The following is a 14,657-nucleotide window of genomic DNA, read 5'->3' as shown; positions in this document are numbered from 1 at the left end:
TCGTGGCTCCTCCGGTCTTCTCGGGTGGGTGCGAACCCCGCTACCTGGCACGGGACTTCGGCTGGGCGAGCAGCGAGAGCAGTCCCCGGACGCCCGCGTCGAAGGCGGCGGGCGAGCCGGACGCGCGGGCCAGCACATAGCCGCCCTGGACGGTCGCGACGACCGCCGCCGCGATCTCCTCGCCGTCCAGCGAGGAAGCGAACTCGCCCTGCTCCCGGCCCTCCTCCACCAACTGGGCGATCTGCTCGCGCAGCCAGTCGAGGGTCTCGTCCACCGGGGCGCGCAGCGCGTCGTCGGCGATCACGTCCGGGTCCATCGTCAGACGCCCGACCGGGCAGCCCCGCAGCACGTCGCGCTCGCGCCGCAGATACGCCTCGATGCGCTCGTACGGCGTCCCCGGACCGGCCAGCACGGCCCCCGCGGCGGCCCGCATCTCCTGCGCGGTGCGCCGGATCGCGGCGAGCGCGAGGTCGGGCTTGCCCTTGAAGTGGTGGTACATGCTGCCCTGCCCCGCCTGCGCCCGCTCGAGGATGGCCTTGGGGCTGGTGCCCACGTACCCGCGCTCCCACAACAGCTCGCGGGTGGACTCGATCAGTCGTTCCGGGGTGCTCATGCATCCACTGTACATACTAGTAGTTACAGAAGTCGAGCGACCGAAGCGGAGCAGGGGGAGCAGCCCGGGGCCGCCGCAGTACTCCCGTCGTCGTACGCCCACTGCCGCTGGCCGTACGACGACCGGGACCCCCTCCCGGAGCGAGGCTCGGAAGCGACACAAGGGACATCGCGACCGAGGAGTTGGACGACATGGAGACCCTGGCACAGTTCGGCGACGGCGGGCCCGGCCCGTGGATCCTGCTCTTCCCGGTGATCTGGGCGCTGGTCATCGGCGGCGGCATCACCCTGCTGCGCCGCACGGTGTGGCGCGGCCGCCGCGGACCCGGACGGCCGACGACCGTCGCGGACAACTCGCCCATCACCGTGCTCGGCCACCGCTTCGCCTCCGGCGAGATCGACGAGGACGAGTACTGGCGCCGGCTGTCCGTGCTGGACGAGCAGTTCGGCCGGACGGGCAAGGGCGGTGCGGCATGACCACGACGACCGTCACCCGGGCCGCCGCCCGGGTCGTGGACGCCGTGAAGGTGTACGGCGGTGGCGACACCGCCGTACGCGCCCTCGACGGCGTGAGCGTCGACTTCCCGGCCGGCCGCTTCACCGCCATCATGGGGCCCTCCGGCTCCGGCAAGTCCACCCTGATGCACTGCGCCGCCGGACTCGACACGCTCACCTCGGGCACCGCCCGCATCGGCGACACCGACCTGAGCACCCTCGACGACCGCCGGCTCACCCTGCTGCGCCGCGACCGCGTCGGCTTCGTCTTCCAGGCATTCAACCTGGTGCCGACGCTGACCGTCGCCGAGAACATCACCCTCCCCCTCGACCTGGCCGGACGCCGGGGCGACACCGAGTGGGTCGACGCGCTGATCGACGTGGTGGGACTGCGTGACCGTCTCCACCACCGGCCCGCCGAACTCTCCGGCGGCCAGCAGCAGCGGGTCGCCGTCGCCCGCGCCTTCGCCGGGCAGCCGGACGTGGTCTTCACCGACGAGCCCACCGGCAACCTCGACTCCCGCTCCGGCGGCGAGGTGCTCGGCCTCCTCGGCCGCACCGTCCGGCAGACCGGCCGCACGGTCGTCATGGTCACCCACGACCCCGTCGCCGCCGCCCACGCGGACGAGGTCGTCTTCCTCGCCGACGGACGCCTCGTCGACCGCATGGACGCGCCGACCGCCGACAAGGTCCTGGACCGGATGAAAGCCTTCGAGGTGCCCTCATGAACGCCTCCGTCCGCCTGAGCGCCTCCTCGCTCAGGGCTCACAAGCGCCGCTTCGCCGGGACGTTCCTCGCCGTGGTCCTCGGCGTCGCCTTCCTGACCGGCACCCTGGTCATGGGCGACACGCTCCGCGCCGGCTTCGACACCATGTTCGGCAACGCCGCCGGCGGTACCGACGCCGTGGTGCGCAGCGCCGACGCCATCACCACACCGGGCGAGAGCCAGGGCGTACGGCAGCCGGTCGGCACCGACCTGGTGCGGACGATCGAGCGGGTGCCCGGCGTCGCGGCCGCCGCCCCCAGCATCCAGGGCGCGGGTCAACTCGTCGGCGCGAACGGCGACCCGATCGGCGGCCAGGGACCCCCCACCCTGGCCGGCAACTGGATCACCGACCCGGAGCTGAACCCGTACCGCCTCGCCGAGGGCCGCGCCCCGCAGCAGTCCGGCGAGGTCGTCGTCAACCGCGGCGCCGCCGAGAAGGGCGGCCTGGCGATCGGCGACACCACCACCCTGCGCACACCCGACCCCGTCGAGGTCACCGTGGTCGGCCTCGCCACCTTCGGGGGTGAGGACGGCATGGCCCAGGTGACCTTCACCGGCATGACCCGGGCCGACGCCGAGAAGTACCTCACCGCACGGCCGGGCGAGGCGGCGAGCATCCAGGTGCGGGCCGGACCGGGCGTCGGCCAGCGGGAACTCGTCGACCGGCTGGTCCCCGTACTGCCCGAGGGCGTCGAGGCCATCACCGGCCAGGAGTCGGCCGCGGAGAACACCGACATGATCTCCAGTCAGTTCCTGAGCCTGTTCACGACCTTCCTGCTCGTCTTCTCCGGCATCGCCCTGCTGGTCGCGACCTTCTCGATCCACAACACCTTCGCCATCGTGGTCGCCCAGCGCACCCGCGAGAACGCCCTGCTGCGCGCGCTCGGCGCCTCCCGCCGCCAGGTCACCGCCGCCACCCTCGTCGAGGCGGCCGTCGTGGCCGTGACCGCGTCCGCCGCCGGGCTCGCGGGCGGCATCGGCATCGCGGCCGGACTCCAGGCACTGTTCCCGGCGATCGGCTTCCCGTTCCCCGAGGGCGCCCTGGTGATCAGCGCGCTGTCGCTGCTGCTCCCGCTCGCCGTGGGCGTCGTGGTCTGCCTCGGCTCTGCCCTGCTGCCCGCCGCCCGCGCGGGCCGCACCGCGCCGCTGGCCGCGCTGCGCGAGACGGCCGTCGACACCTCAGGCGCCTCCCGCGCACGGGCGGTGACCGGCACGGGGATGCTCGTGCTCGCCCTCGCGGTGACGCTCGTCGGGGTCCTGCTCTCCCCGTCGGTGTGGCTGGCCGGAGCGGGCGCGGTGCTGGCCCTGGCCTCCTTCGTCGTACTCGGCCCGGTCGCCTCCGCCACCGCCGTACGCGTCCTCGGGGCCCCGCTGGACCGGCTCCGCGGAGTCACCGGCGTCCTCGCCCGGCGCAACGCCCTGCGCAGCCCCAAGCGCACGGCGGCCACCGCCGGGGCGCTGATGATAGGCGTGGCGGTCGTGTCGCTGTTCACGGTCTTCGGCGCCTCGCTCAAGGCGACCATGGACCAGACCGTCTCCCGGTCCTTCGCGGGCGACGTCGCCGTCAGCGCGCCGTCCTTCGGCGCGGGCGGCAGCGGCCTCAGCCCGCGGCTGGCCGGAGCAGTGCAGGAACTGCCCGAGGTGGACACCGCCGTCGGACTCGGCCGGGGAGTGGCGGAAGTGGACGGCGAGGGACGTGCGTTGACCGTCACCGACCCGGTCGCCCTGAGCCGCACCTTCGACCTGGGCACCGTCCACGGCTCACTGGACCACCTCGGCACCGACGGCATCGCGGTCACCGGGAGCGAGGCGGAGAAGCGGGGGCTGACCACCGGCGACACCACGCGCCTCACCTTCACCGACGGCCGCAGCGGGACCTTCACCGTCCGCGCGGTCTACGGGCAGTCCGAACTCGCCGGCGACTACGTCATCACCCGAGCCGCCTGGGCTCCGCACCGCACCCAGGACTCCGACACCCTGGTCGCCGTCGCCTTCAAGGACGGCGTCGACACTGACGCGGGCAGGGCGGCGGTGGAGAAGGTCGCCGACCGGTACGGCAACCCCGAGGTGCAGACCCGCGACGAGTACGCGCAGTCCTCCGCGGGCGGCATCGACATGATGCTCACCCTCGTCTACGCGCTGCTCGCCCTCGCGGTGCTCATCGCGCTGCTCGGCATCGCCAACACCCTCACCCTGGCCGTCCACGAGCGCACCCGCGAACTCGGCCTGCTGCGGGCCGTGGGGCAGACCCGGGCCCAGTTGCGGGCCATGGTCCGCTGGGAGTCCGTCCTGGTCGCCGCCTTCGGCACGGTCGGCGGGCTCGGTCTCGGTGCCTTCCTCGGCTGGGTCCTGGTGGCGGCCTCCGACGGCGCCTCGGACAGCGCCTTCGCCTTCGCCGTGCCGCCCGTGCAGCTCGCGGTGGTGGCCCTGGTCGGTCTCGCGGCCGGCGCCCTGGCGGGCCTGCGCCCGGCCCGACGCGCGTCTCGCCTGGACGTACTGCGCGCCGTGGCCACGGAGTAGCCCGCGGCGGTCCGGGTGCTCCCCGACCGGTGCACCCGTCCGTCGGCGCACGACGGGCGGGCGCACCGGCCGCCGGCCGTCCGTACCCGCGCGGGAGCGCCGACGCGACGGAGGGCGTCCGGACCGCAGCGGGAGGCGGGCGCCACCGATCGCCGGTCGCGGGGGATCGCCGCTGAGGCGCCGGTGCGCGTCGTTCCCGCAGCGCGTGCGCGTGGACCGGATGACTCGCCGCCGGGCGGTCGCCGCGCTCCCGGTACGTCGGCGAGCCCGCCGCCGGGCCGCTCGGTCGGCCTCGTGGTGCCCCCGCGCCGACCGGAAGCCCCCGGCCGGCGCCGGGTGGCGCCGCGCACCCCTTCGGGCCTCCGAACCCCCGTCACATCCCCGACGGACCAAGGCGGTTGCCGGCCCCGAGGCGCGCACCCGCGTTCCGGATGTCGGCCGGACCCGTGCCGCACGGCCCGCGGCAGCGGACGGTCACCGCCCGGTCAGCCGACAACGGCCGACCGGGCGGGAGCGGGTTGGGGGCTGCCGAGGTCGACCGCGCGCTCCACCTCGGCGAACGCGGCGGCCGGCACCTCCTCGACCAGACGGCGCGGCGGGCGCGTCGCCACCGGCGGCGCGGTGACCGGCGCGGCGGTGACGGCCGTCGGCAGCGTGAACCAGACGACCTTGCCCGACGCGCCGTCCGGCCGGGCGCCCCAGCTCTCGCTCATCGCGGCCACCATGGCGAGACCGCGCCCGCACGTCGCGAGAGGCTCGGCGTCGTCCACGACGGGCAGTCGCGGATCGTGGTCGCGCACCGAGACCGTGAGCCGGTCCAGGAGCAGCTCTATCTCCACGGTGCACGTCTTGTCGGGCCGCGCATGGAGGTGGACATTGGTCAACAACTCCGTCACGCCGAGCACCGCCCGGTCGATCAGGAGATCCATATGCCAGTAGCGCAATTGCGCAGATACGATTCTGCGGACCTGGCCGATCCGCGACGGCAGGGCTTGGAGCTCCACCGTGCAGTGTCTGCTTGGGTGAGTGATCACGGCTGCGACTCCCCGACATAGAGGTCCGGAAGAACACGGAGTTCGGATCCAGCGAGGCGCACCTGGCGCACGCCGCCCGCTGTCATGGCCGGCGGGCTGGTTCGCAGCGTTATCGCCGGTAAACCCAGAGTGACGTGAGACCAGCGTGACGCAAGGGGTGAGGCACCGCAACTTACGGACATCTCTCAGGCGCGGCGTCCGGCCGCCCGACGCACCGCCTCGATGAAGCGGCGGGCCGCGGGCGGTCCCGGTTCCCCGGGGGCCGGGTCGCGCTCGCCGAGGGTCAGCAGGTAGCGCTTGCCGTCGAGATCGGCCAGCGCCCGGTCCTGCGGTCCGAACCACGGACGGGAGGCGCGCACCGCCTGCACCGGTGCGCTGTCTATCTCGCTTCCGTAGCTGGTCAGCAGCTCCACCCGGCCACCGCGGATCCGGACCGTCCCGGCCCGGGTGAGTGAACGCAGCCGCTTGCCGATCCGCACCCCCGTGGCCCTGAACTCCGGCTCCGCCATGGCCGTCGCCCCCTCGTGCGCGTCGGTTCCCGCCGCTGGCAGTCTGCCCGCACCGAGCCCCGAGCACCAGTACGCGCCGGTCCTTTCCGGAGGTGACCGGAGCACAAGCGCGAATGCGCCCCCCACCGCGCGCCCCGCCGGGTCCGCCCCGTCCCCCAGGGGTGCCTTTGGGGCGCTCAAAGGTGTGTTTATGCAGGTGAGAAGCGTGTGGAAGGTGTTTATGATCCTGGTGTCGGCCGCGCTGTCCGCCGTCGGCGCGCAGCGTAAGGAGCCCCCGAAGTGAGCACTGACCGGCAGACCGGCACCGGCGCCACCCTCGACGTCGACCACAGCGACGCCGCCTACCGCGCCTGGCTGAAGGAGGCCGTCCGCAAGGTCCAGGCCGACGCCAACCGCTCGGCCGACACCCACCTTCTCCTGTTCCCGCTCCCGGAGCACTGGGGCATCGACCTGTACCTGAAGGACGAGTCGACCCACCCGACGGGCAGTCTCAAACACCGCCTCGCCCGCTCCCTGTTCCTCTACGGCCTGTGCAACGGCTGGATCCGGCCGGACCGCCCGGTGATCGAGGCGTCCAGCGGCTCGACGGCCGTCTCCGAGGCGTACTTCGCGAAGCTGATCGGCGTGCCCTTCATCGCCGTCATGCCCCGCACGACGAGCACCGAGAAGATCCGCCTGATCGAGTTCCACGGCGGACGGTGCCACTTCGTGGACGACTCCCGGCGGATGTACGAGGAGTCGGCCCGCCTCGCGGCGGAGACCGGCGGCCACTACATGGACCAGTTCACCTACGCCGAACGCGCCACCGACTGGCGCGGCAACAACAACATCGCCGAGTCGATCTTCCGCCAGCTGCGGCTGGAACGGTACCCCGAGCCGTCGTGGATCGTCGCCACGGCCGGCACCGGCGGCACCTCGGCGACCCTCGCCCGCTACGTCCACTACATGCAGTACGACACCCGCGTCTGCGTCGCCGACCCGGACAACTCCTGCTTCTTCGAGGGCTGGACCACCGGCGACCCCGACGTGGCCTGCGACCGGGGCTCCCGGATCGAGGGCATCGGCCGGCCCCGGATGGAACCGAGCTTCGTACCCGGCGCGATCGACCGCATGATGAAGGTGCCGGACGCGGCGAGCGTCGCGGCCGTACGGTCCCTGGAGCGGGCCATCGGCCGCAGGGCGGGCGGCTCCACGGGCACCGGCCTGTGGAGCGCGTTGAAGATCGTCGCCGAGATGGTGGCCGCGGGGGAGCGGGGCAGCGTCGTGACGCTGCTGTGCGACCCCGGGGACCGGTACCTCGACAAGTACTACTCGGACGCCTGGCTCGACGAACAGGGCCTCGACATCGAGCCGTACACGGCGGCGATCGAGTCCCTGCTGCGCACGGGCACCTGGCCCGACTGACGACCGGCGCGCGGGCTACGGCCGCCGCAGCCGCCGGTCCAGCGACGTGACCGCGCCCCGAAAGGCCCGCCCCAGCCCCGGACGCGCCCGGTCGAGCACGAAGCGGAACGGCGCCGTACCGTCCGCCGCGAACGTCCAGCGCACCCGGGTGCCGGTACCGGCCGGCGTCAGCCGCCACTCCTCGAGCATGGCCCGGGCCCCCGGCGCGTTGGTGACGTCGACGCGGTAGGCGTACACCTCGGGCCGCTCGGCCGCCAGCACCGTCTCCACGAAACGCGTGCCGCCCCTGAGCCGGATCTCCCGCCCCGCGCCGTCACCGATGGGCCGGGCGAACGTCACCGCCGAGAACCACGCGGTCCAGCCGGGCACGTCCTCGGCCAGGGCGCGGAAGACGGCGTCCGGAGCGGCGGAGATCTCCCGCGCGAAGACCAGGCGTACCGGCGCCGTCTCGACGAAGCCGAGTCCCACCGGACGCAGACGGCGAGCCATGGACACAACCCCCTTGTGCGCAACCGCGCGTGGCGGACGATCGATCGGGTGGCGCCACGATAGACCCGGGCGCGCCGGGTGTCAGCGGGGCGGGCGCCGTACGGGACCGGTCCGGCGCCCCGCGCGGGAGGGAGGCCCCGGGCGCGCCGGCGGCGTCAGTCCGCCGCGGGCTCCGGCTCGCCCGCCACGACCAGCCCCAGGTGCTCGGCCACCTCGGCGCGAGCCTGTGCGGCGAGGCCGGAGTCGGTCACGAGCGTGTCCACCTGCTCCAGCGCGGCGAACGAACTCAGGCCCACGACACCCCACTTGGTGTGGTCCGCGACCACCACGACACGCCGCGCCGACTGCACGAGACGCCGGTTCGTCTCGGCCTCGGCGAGGTTCGGCGTGGACAGACCGGCCTCGGCCGATATCCCGTGCACACCCAGGAACAGCACGTCGAAGTGGAGCGTCGCGATCGCCTGGTCGGCGACCGGACCCACCAGCGAGTCGGAGGGCGTGCGCACCCCACCGGTGAGCACCACCGTCGCGCCGCCCTGCCGAGCCCCCGAGGTGCGCTGCGCCACGTGGAACACGTCGGCCACCCGCACCGAGTTGGTGACCACCGTCAGGTCCGGCACGTCCACCAGCCGGTGCGCCAGCGCGTACGTGGTCGTACCGCCGGACAGGGCGATCGCGGCGCCCGGCGCGACCAGCTCCGCCGCGGCCCGCGCGATGTCCTCCTTGGCGGTCGGCTCCAGACCCGACTTGGCCTCGAACCCCGGTTCGTGGGTGCTCGCCTCCGCCACCGGGACCGCACCGCCGTGCACCTTCTCCAGCACACCCTGCCGGGACAGCGCGTCGAGGTCGCGGCGGACCGTCATGTCCGACACGCCGAGCTTGCGGGTCAGCTCGTTGACCCGGACACCGCCCCTGCGGCGCACCTCGTCGAGGATCAGGGCGCGCCGTTGCTCCGCGAGGAGGTTCGGATTCTCACTCACGTACGCTTCGGTCCTTTCGCCGCAACACCGTCCGACACGCCGACGCACCCGCTCCGATGAGGACTTCTCCTCGCACCCGTGCGCGGACGTCCATCCTCGCACGCCCCGCCGCGGCCCGCGCCACCGCCCGCCCGCCGTCACCGGTCACGCGGATCGGGGAGATTCCGTGCCGAGGGGTGCAGGACGTCGCCGGACGGGAGATCCTTGTGCCCGCACGGACTGAGCCGACGGCGCGTCACGGGGGAGTGCGGACAGTGGAAGAGGCGCAGGAACCAGCCGGGACGGGCGGGACCGACGCGAGAAGCGGCACCGCCCTGGAACTCCTGGTACACGGAGTGGGCGGTACGACACCCGCCGAGATGCTGGACGACCCGCGGACCGTGCGGGTCACCGGCGACCACGTCGCGGCCGTCTTCCGGCGCACCGAGGACGCCGACGCCGAGTCCCGGCCCGAGGACTACCGGGGCCGGCCGGTGCCCGAGGCGTACGTCTGGTGCAACCTCACCTCCGGCAACGGCACCCGCGCCCTGTGGCTGCTGCTCCTGCCCTTCATGGTGGTCAACATCGCCCACTGGATGCGGCCCGCCGCCCACGGCCGGATCCGCACGGTCCGCCTCTACGGGCTGCTGCTGCGGCTCGTGGGCCTCACCCTGACGGTGCTCCTGGTCGCCGCCGCCTGCGAGGTCGCCCTCGACCTCGTGGCCTGGCAGTGCGCGGGCACGCGCGCGTGCGCCGAGCGGCACTCGTGGCTGGGTTTCCTGTCGCCGGTGGTGTCGGACGGCGGCTGGTGGAGCACGCCCGGCCGCAGGCTCGCCCTCGCGGCCGCGGTCCCCGCCGCACTCACCGGGCTGCTGTGGTACCTGTCGCTGCGCACCTGGCGGGCGTACGAGTCCCGGCAGCCGATGGACCGCGAGGGCGACGCCGAGGAGGACCCCCGTGCCGCGCTGGGCCGCCCCGGGTTCTGGTACGGGCGCCGCCTGGTGGCCAGGCTGCGTGCCGCGCACACCGCCGCGGGCCTGCTGACGGTCGCCGTGGCGGTCGGTGTCCCGGCGGCCCGCTTCGACCGCCGACCGGGCGGACCGGCGTTCCTCGACACGCTGGGCTGGGCCCTGCTCGGGGCGCTGGCCGTGGCGTCGGTCGCCGTGGTCGCCGTGGTCTGCCGCCGGGGCCGCAGCGAGAGGCGCCTCGACCGGACACTCGACGAGCACCTCGTCCGCCGCCTGCCGCTCGCCGCCCTGCTGCTGTTCGTCCTCGCCCTGCTGTACGGCGGCTGGGCCCGTCCCACCTGGACGTCGCAGGGCCGGCTGGCCGGTGACACGGCCTTCGGCGGCATCGCCCTGGTACAGGGGCTGCTGGTCATCGCCCTGGCCGCGGTCGCCCACCGGCTCCACCGCGGCCGCCCCGACGCCCGCGCCGCGATCCGGGGCCTGGGCGGTCCCGCCGTCGCCATGCTGGCCTGCGCGCTGGGCGGCGTGATGTCCGGCGGCGTCTCCCAGCGCGTCTCCGACTGGATGGACGGCACCGGCACCTTCCTCGACGGCCCACCCGTCCTGCTGACCTGGCAGGCGTCCGTCATCCCGCCACTGCTCGTCGTCGTCCTGCTGATGTGCGCCGTGCTCGCCCGGCACACCCTGCGCCTGGCCCGGGCGGAACGGGACGCCGTGGAGGGCGACCACCCGGGGGAGGCCGGAGACCCCGCGCGCACCCGGCGCATCGCGCTCAGCCGCGCCATGGCCGGCCTCACCGACCGGGCGCCCGTCCTCGTCGCCATCACCTCCACGGCCACCCTGCTCCTCGGCGCCGGAGCCCTGGTGGGCGCCCTGACGACCGACCAGGTGCCGGGCGAGGCCGCACGCGGGACGTACGCCGTCGTCCAGGGCGCCGCGCAGACCGCACAGGAACTGGGCTCCTGGCTGATCGGCCTCGGCTTCATACTCTTCGTCACCTGGGGCAGGCGCGCCTACAAGGACGCCTCCGCGCGGCGCACCATCGGCATTCTGTGGGACGTCGGCACCTTCTGGCCGCGCGCCGCCCACCCCTTCGCACCGCCCTGCTACGCCGAGCGCGCGGTGCCCGACCTGACCTGGCGGATGGCGACCTGGACCCGCGCCACCGGTGGGCGACTGGTCATCTCCGGGCACTCGCAGGGCAGCGTCCTCGCCGCCGCCGCGTCCTGGCAGCTGGAGCCGTCCGCCCGCAGGCGCGTCGCCCTGCTCACCTACGGATCCCCGCTGGAACGGCTGTACGGCCGCTGGTTCCCGGCCCACTTCGGCCCCGACGCGCTCGCCTCGCTGCACGAGGAGGTCGACTGCTGGCGCAACCTCCACCGGCGCACCGACCCCATCGGCGGCCCGATGCGGCTGCCCGGCGACGCGGGTCCCGCGGTGGACCGCGCGCCCCTCAAGGACCCGCTGACGTACGGCCGTACCGAACTCCACCCACTGCCGGCGCCGATCCTCGGCCACTCCGACTACCAGGCGGACCCCGCCTTCGCCGAGGAACGCAAACGGCTGCTGGCCCGGCTGCGCCCGGAGGTGCCGGCGCCGCGCCACACGGGCGGTGCGGCGGAGTCCGTCCCGGCGGCGGACGACGCGACCGGAAACTGCTGAGGCGAGGCGTCGCCGGCCCGGGCTCCGCTACGGCAGTTCGGGCAGGTCCTCCGGGTACAGCAGGGTCAGGTCGTCCGTGCTGGGGTCGGGCAGCTGGGCGACCCGGCTCGCGTGCCGCTCCACCATCGCCTCGAAGGTCTGGCGGGCGGTGCGCCCGTTGCCGAAGGCCGGGCCCTTGGGGATCTCCGTGAAGTACTTCGTCAGCGCCTCCGACGTGCCCGGCGCCAGCCGGTACTCGTGCTCGTCGGCCTGCTGCTCCACGATCCGCAGCAGCTCCCCCGGGCCGTAGTCGCCGAAGGTGATGGTGCGTGAGAAGCGGGACGCCACACCGGGGTTGACCGACAGGAAGCGCTCCATCTCCGCCGTGTACCCGGCGACGATCACGACGACGGCCTCCCGCTGGTCCTCCATCAGCTTGACCAGCGTGTCGATGGCCTCCTTGCCGAAGTCACGGCCCGCGTCCTCGGGGGACAGCGCGTACGCCTCGTCGATGAACAGCACACCGCCGTGCGCCCGCTGGAACGCCTCCTGGGTCCGGATCGCCGTGGAGCCGATGTGCTCGCCCACCAGGTCCACCCGGGACACCTCGACCAGGTGACCCTTGTCCAGCACCCCGAGCGAGGCGAGGATCTCGCCGTACAGCCGGGCGACCGTCGTCTTGCCGGTGCCGGGGGAGCCGGTGAAGACCAGGTGCCGCTTGACCGAAGCGGCCTTCAGGCCCGCCCGCTGCCGGCGCCGGCCCACCTCGATCATGTCGGTCAGCGCCCGCACCTCGCGCTTCACACTGTCCAGGCCCACCAGGGCGTCCAGTTCGCCCAGGACGGCCTTCGAGGTCCGGGCAGGCTCCGCCGGGGCGGTGCCCGCGATCAGCGGCTCCTGCTCCGTGGTGCGCTGCCCGGGGATCGACCCCAGCAGACCCGGGGGCTGGGCCGCCGTCTGCACCACCGGTTCGGGCGCCGCGGCGGGCGCCGTCAGACCGGTGCTCTCGTCGCTGGTGCAGTCCTCGACCAGCGGCCCGGAGTCGTACGCCGAGTCGGGGCCGCCGTCCGCGAACTCGTACCCGCCGCGCGCGCACCGCTCCGTGCGGCACTTCTTCAGCGTCGTACGACAGCCGTCGATCACGTGGAAGCCGTAGCCGGCGCTGCCGGTGACCCGGCAGTTCAGGAAGCTGCCGCGGCCGCCGGCCGACACGTAGACGCCCGCCTCGGAGGGAGAGTCGACGGTGCAGCGCTCGATGGTGGGGTCGGCGCCCTTGGTGACGATCACACCGGTGCGGTTGCCGTCCAGGGTGCAGTTGTTCAAAGTGCCGCCGCTGCCGTGGTCGCGGAACCAGGCGCCGGTGGCGGCATCCCGGATGCGGCAGTCGTCGAGCTGCGCGGTGGCGCCGTCGCTCACCGATACGGCGGTGTTGCGCACCTGCGAGAGGTCGCTGTCGACGACGTCGGCGCGCGAGCCGCGGTCCAGGACGAACAGCGCGTCCGGCACGTCGTGCACCCGGCAGGAGTCGAGCACCGCGGTGGCACCGTCGCTGACCCAGACCGCCGGGTAGTCGCCGGTGCTGTCGAAGATCTCGCACTGGTTGGCGTCCACCCGGGTGCCCGGGTCCCACACCGACAGGCCGTTGCGCCCGAACTGCCGCACGCTGGTGCGGGTCAGGGTGAGCACCGAGCGGGATCTGAGGTCGACCGCGTTCTCCGGGATGTCGTGGATACGGCAGTCGGCCAGGGTGAGCACCGCGTCCGTGTCCAGGGTGACGCCGTCGCCGGTGGTGCGGTGCACGTCGCAGTCGGTCAGGTGGGCCGTGGCCCGGCCGGTCACCTGGACGCCGCTGCCCCGCACCTCGTAGACCTCGCAGCCCACGGCCTCGAGGGCCGAGCCCTCGCCCGTCGCCGTCAGTCCGGAACCCGCGGCGTGGTGCACCCGGCAGCGCTCGAGGCGCGGGTGGGCGCCGGAGCGCACCGCGACGCCCGCCTGGCCCGCCGCGACGACCTCGCACTCCTCGAACACGCCGCCCCCGCCGTCCAGGACGGCGATGCCGACACCGGCCGGATTGTCGACCGTGCAGCGCCGCACCGTGGGACGCGCGCTGCCGCGCACCTCTATCCCGGAGGCGGAACGCGCGACGACCCTGAGCCCCAGCAGCTCCGGCGTGCCGTCCTCCACCAGGACCGCGGGCGCCGCCGCGTCCTGGCCCTCGACGTGCAGGTCCTGGATCACCGCCGAGGCGCGCACGGTCAGCGGGACACCGTCGGCGGGGGCGATCCGTACCGAACCCTGGGCGCCCTCGGGGCCGCGCAGGGTCACCGCCCGCTGGACGACGAGGTTCTCCCGGTAGGTCCCGGGGGCGACGGTGAGGACGTCGCCGTCGGCCGCGGCCTCCAGGGCGGCGGCGAGCGATGCGTACTCACCCGTGCGGCGCCGCCACCGCGAGGTGCCGGTGTGCGTCACCTGGACCGTGCCCTGTGCCATGGCGTTGCTGTGCCCCCACCTCGTCGTACGCGGGTCGTCGCCGATTCGGTTCGGCCGGTCCACCGTAGCGTGCGCGCAGGTGGTGAGTTGACCGGAGGCCGAAGCCCGTCAACTGCCCGCCCCGGTCCTGCCCCAGTCCGGTCCCGCCCGCTCCCACTCCCGCTCCAGGCGCGCGTACCGGCGGCGGACCATGCGCCAGACCACGATCCGCCGGGCGGCCTCCACCAGCGCCGCGGCCGCCACCGCGGTGCCGACCCCGGCGAGCACGGCGTGCGTGGCCGCGGTCGCGGAGTCCAGCGGGCGGGCCACCTCTCGGCCGCGCACGTCCGTCCACATCGCGAACCGGTCGCCGCTGTCCGGGCGGTCGATGCCCACCAGGACGGGGCCTTCGTGCCGCGAGCCGTCCGGCCCGGTCCAGGCGGCGAGGACCCGGCTGCGCAACTCTTCGCCGGCGGCACCCTCCGGGTCGACGGTCAGGCGCGAACGCTCCAACGCCCGGACCACGGTGGCCGTCACCCGGTGCCGCATCTCGTGCTGTTCGCGCACCGACCGCTGGAGGGCGCTCTGCGCCGCGCCGCCCACGAGCACACCGATCAGGGGCGCCACGCACACGATCAGCAGCAGCGAGGTCAGGGCCAGCCAGGCCTCGGCCAGGTCGCTCGGGCGGCACAGCGGATTGCCTCGCCAACGCCACAGACCTCTGATCGCCCGCACACACGGACCCCCTTCCCGCTCCGCTCCACCCCCGTCGAGCCGTTCACGCGGATCCC

Annotated in this window: 12 protein-coding genes; 5 read left to right on the top strand and 7 right to left on the bottom strand. The window is 74.1% G+C overall.

Annotated features, from left to right (window positions below; all coding sequences use genetic code 11):
* Positions 1-40: 40 nt before the first annotated feature.
* On the bottom strand, positions 41-613 hold the full coding sequence (locus IE258_RS15370) for a TetR/AcrR family transcriptional regulator (RefSeq protein WP_229892122.1): 573 nt from the start codon (positions 611-613) through the stop codon (positions 41-43).
* 191 nt (positions 614-804) lie between these two features.
* Between IE258_RS15370 and IE258_RS15365 the strand changes: the two genes are divergently transcribed.
* Genes IE258_RS15365 through IE258_RS15355 form a run of 3 tightly spaced genes read left to right on the top strand, consistent with a single transcriptional unit; the run spans position 805 to position 4,393 of the window.
* Positions 805-1,089 (top strand): SHOCT domain-containing protein, encoded by a 285-nt coding sequence (locus IE258_RS15365; protein ID WP_087810810.1) that lies wholly within the window; start codon positions 805-807, stop codon positions 1,087-1,089.
* On the top strand, positions 1,086-1,835 hold the full coding sequence (locus IE258_RS15360) for an ABC transporter ATP-binding protein (protein ID WP_189743803.1): 750 nt from the start codon (positions 1,086-1,088) through the stop codon (positions 1,833-1,835). The genes IE258_RS15365 and IE258_RS15360 overlap by 4 nt, the downstream gene beginning before the upstream one ends.
* Complete coding sequence (locus IE258_RS15355; RefSeq protein WP_189743801.1) at positions 1,832-4,393, top strand: ABC transporter permease; 2,562 nt, start codon at positions 1,832-1,834, stop codon at positions 4,391-4,393. Before IE258_RS15360 ends, IE258_RS15355 begins: the two co-directional genes overlap by 4 nt.
* A gap of 485 nt (positions 4,394-4,878) precedes the next feature.
* On the opposite strand, the gene IE258_RS15350 is transcribed toward IE258_RS15355, so the two are convergent.
* Together IE258_RS15350 and IE258_RS15345 are read right to left on the bottom strand one after the other, a co-directional pair.
* Entirely contained in the window at positions 4,879-5,427 is a 549-nt protein-coding gene (locus tag IE258_RS15350) for an ATP-binding protein (protein ID WP_189743799.1), read from the bottom strand.
* 185 nt (positions 5,428-5,612) lie between these two features.
* Positions 5,613-5,936, bottom strand: a complete 324-nt coding sequence (locus IE258_RS15345; protein ID WP_159324510.1) for a hypothetical protein — start codon at positions 5,934-5,936, stop codon at positions 5,613-5,615.
* Between the two features lie 279 nt (positions 5,937-6,215).
* Between IE258_RS15345 and cds1 the strand changes: the two genes are divergently transcribed.
* Positions 6,216-7,340, top strand: coding sequence for an L-cysteine desulfhydrase Cds1 (gene cds1 / locus IE258_RS15340; RefSeq protein WP_189743797.1), 1,125 nt, complete (start codon positions 6,216-6,218; stop codon positions 7,338-7,340).
* 15 nt (positions 7,341-7,355) lie between these two features.
* Here the strand turns inward: cds1 and IE258_RS15335 are convergent, their stop codons facing one another.
* Both IE258_RS15335 and IE258_RS15330 read right to left on the bottom strand, forming a co-directional pair.
* Positions 7,356-7,829, bottom strand: coding sequence for an SRPBCC family protein (locus IE258_RS15335; protein WP_189743795.1), 474 nt, complete (start codon positions 7,827-7,829; stop codon positions 7,356-7,358).
* Between the two features lie 155 nt (positions 7,830-7,984).
* Positions 7,985-8,809, bottom strand: coding sequence for a DeoR/GlpR family DNA-binding transcription regulator (locus IE258_RS15330; protein ID WP_127896943.1), 825 nt, complete (start codon positions 8,807-8,809; stop codon positions 7,985-7,987).
* Between the two features lie 254 nt (positions 8,810-9,063).
* Here IE258_RS15330 and IE258_RS15325 point away from each other — a divergent pair, with 254 nt between their 5' ends.
* Positions 9,064-11,418: a hypothetical protein gene (locus tag IE258_RS15325; protein WP_189743793.1), complete on the top strand. Its 2,355-nt coding sequence runs from the start codon at positions 9,064-9,066 to the stop codon at positions 11,416-11,418.
* A gap of 27 nt (positions 11,419-11,445) precedes the next feature.
* Here the strand turns inward: IE258_RS15325 and IE258_RS15320 are convergent, their stop codons facing one another.
* Entirely contained in the window at positions 11,446-13,887 is a 2,442-nt protein-coding gene (locus IE258_RS15320; protein WP_189743791.1) for a right-handed parallel beta-helix repeat-containing protein, read from the bottom strand.
* 108 nt (positions 13,888-13,995) lie between these two features.
* Positions 13,996-14,601, bottom strand: a complete 606-nt coding sequence (locus IE258_RS15315; RefSeq protein ID WP_189743789.1) for an Rv1733c family protein — start codon at positions 14,599-14,601, stop codon at positions 13,996-13,998.
* Between the last annotated feature and the right edge of the window lie 56 nt (positions 14,602-14,657).

Origin of the sequence: Streptomyces tendae, from assembly GCF_014650435.1 — a bacterium.
Lineage (GTDB): Bacteria > Actinomycetota > Actinomycetes > Streptomycetales > Streptomycetaceae > Streptomyces > Streptomyces tendae.
This window is presented reverse-complemented; position numbering and strand designations above follow the sequence as displayed.

What these genes read in the sequence shown, in the direction of transcription:
- IE258_RS15370 (WP_229892122.1), bottom strand. Translation starts at nt 613, where the DNA reads ATGAGCACCCCGGAACGACTGATCGAGTCCACCCGCGAGCTGTTGTGG.
- IE258_RS15365 (WP_087810810.1), top strand. Translation starts at nt 805, where the DNA reads ATGGAGACCCTGGCACAGTTCGGCGACGGCGGGCCCGGCCCGTGGATC.
- IE258_RS15360 (WP_189743803.1), top strand. Translation starts at nt 1,086, where the DNA reads ATGACCACGACGACCGTCACCCGGGCCGCCGCCCGGGTCGTGGACGCC.
- IE258_RS15355 (WP_189743801.1), top strand. Translation starts at nt 1,832, where the DNA reads ATGAACGCCTCCGTCCGCCTGAGCGCCTCCTCGCTCAGGGCTCACAAG.
- IE258_RS15345 (WP_159324510.1), bottom strand. Translation starts at nt 5,936, where the DNA reads ATGGCGGAGCCGGAGTTCAGGGCCACGGGGGTGCGGATCGGCAAGCGG.
- IE258_RS15335 (WP_189743795.1), bottom strand. Translation starts at nt 7,829, where the DNA reads ATGGCTCGCCGTCTGCGTCCGGTGGGACTCGGCTTCGTCGAGACGGCG.
- IE258_RS15320 (WP_189743791.1), bottom strand. Translation starts at nt 13,887, where the DNA reads ATGGCACAGGGCACGGTCCAGGTGACGCACACCGGCACCTCGCGGTGG.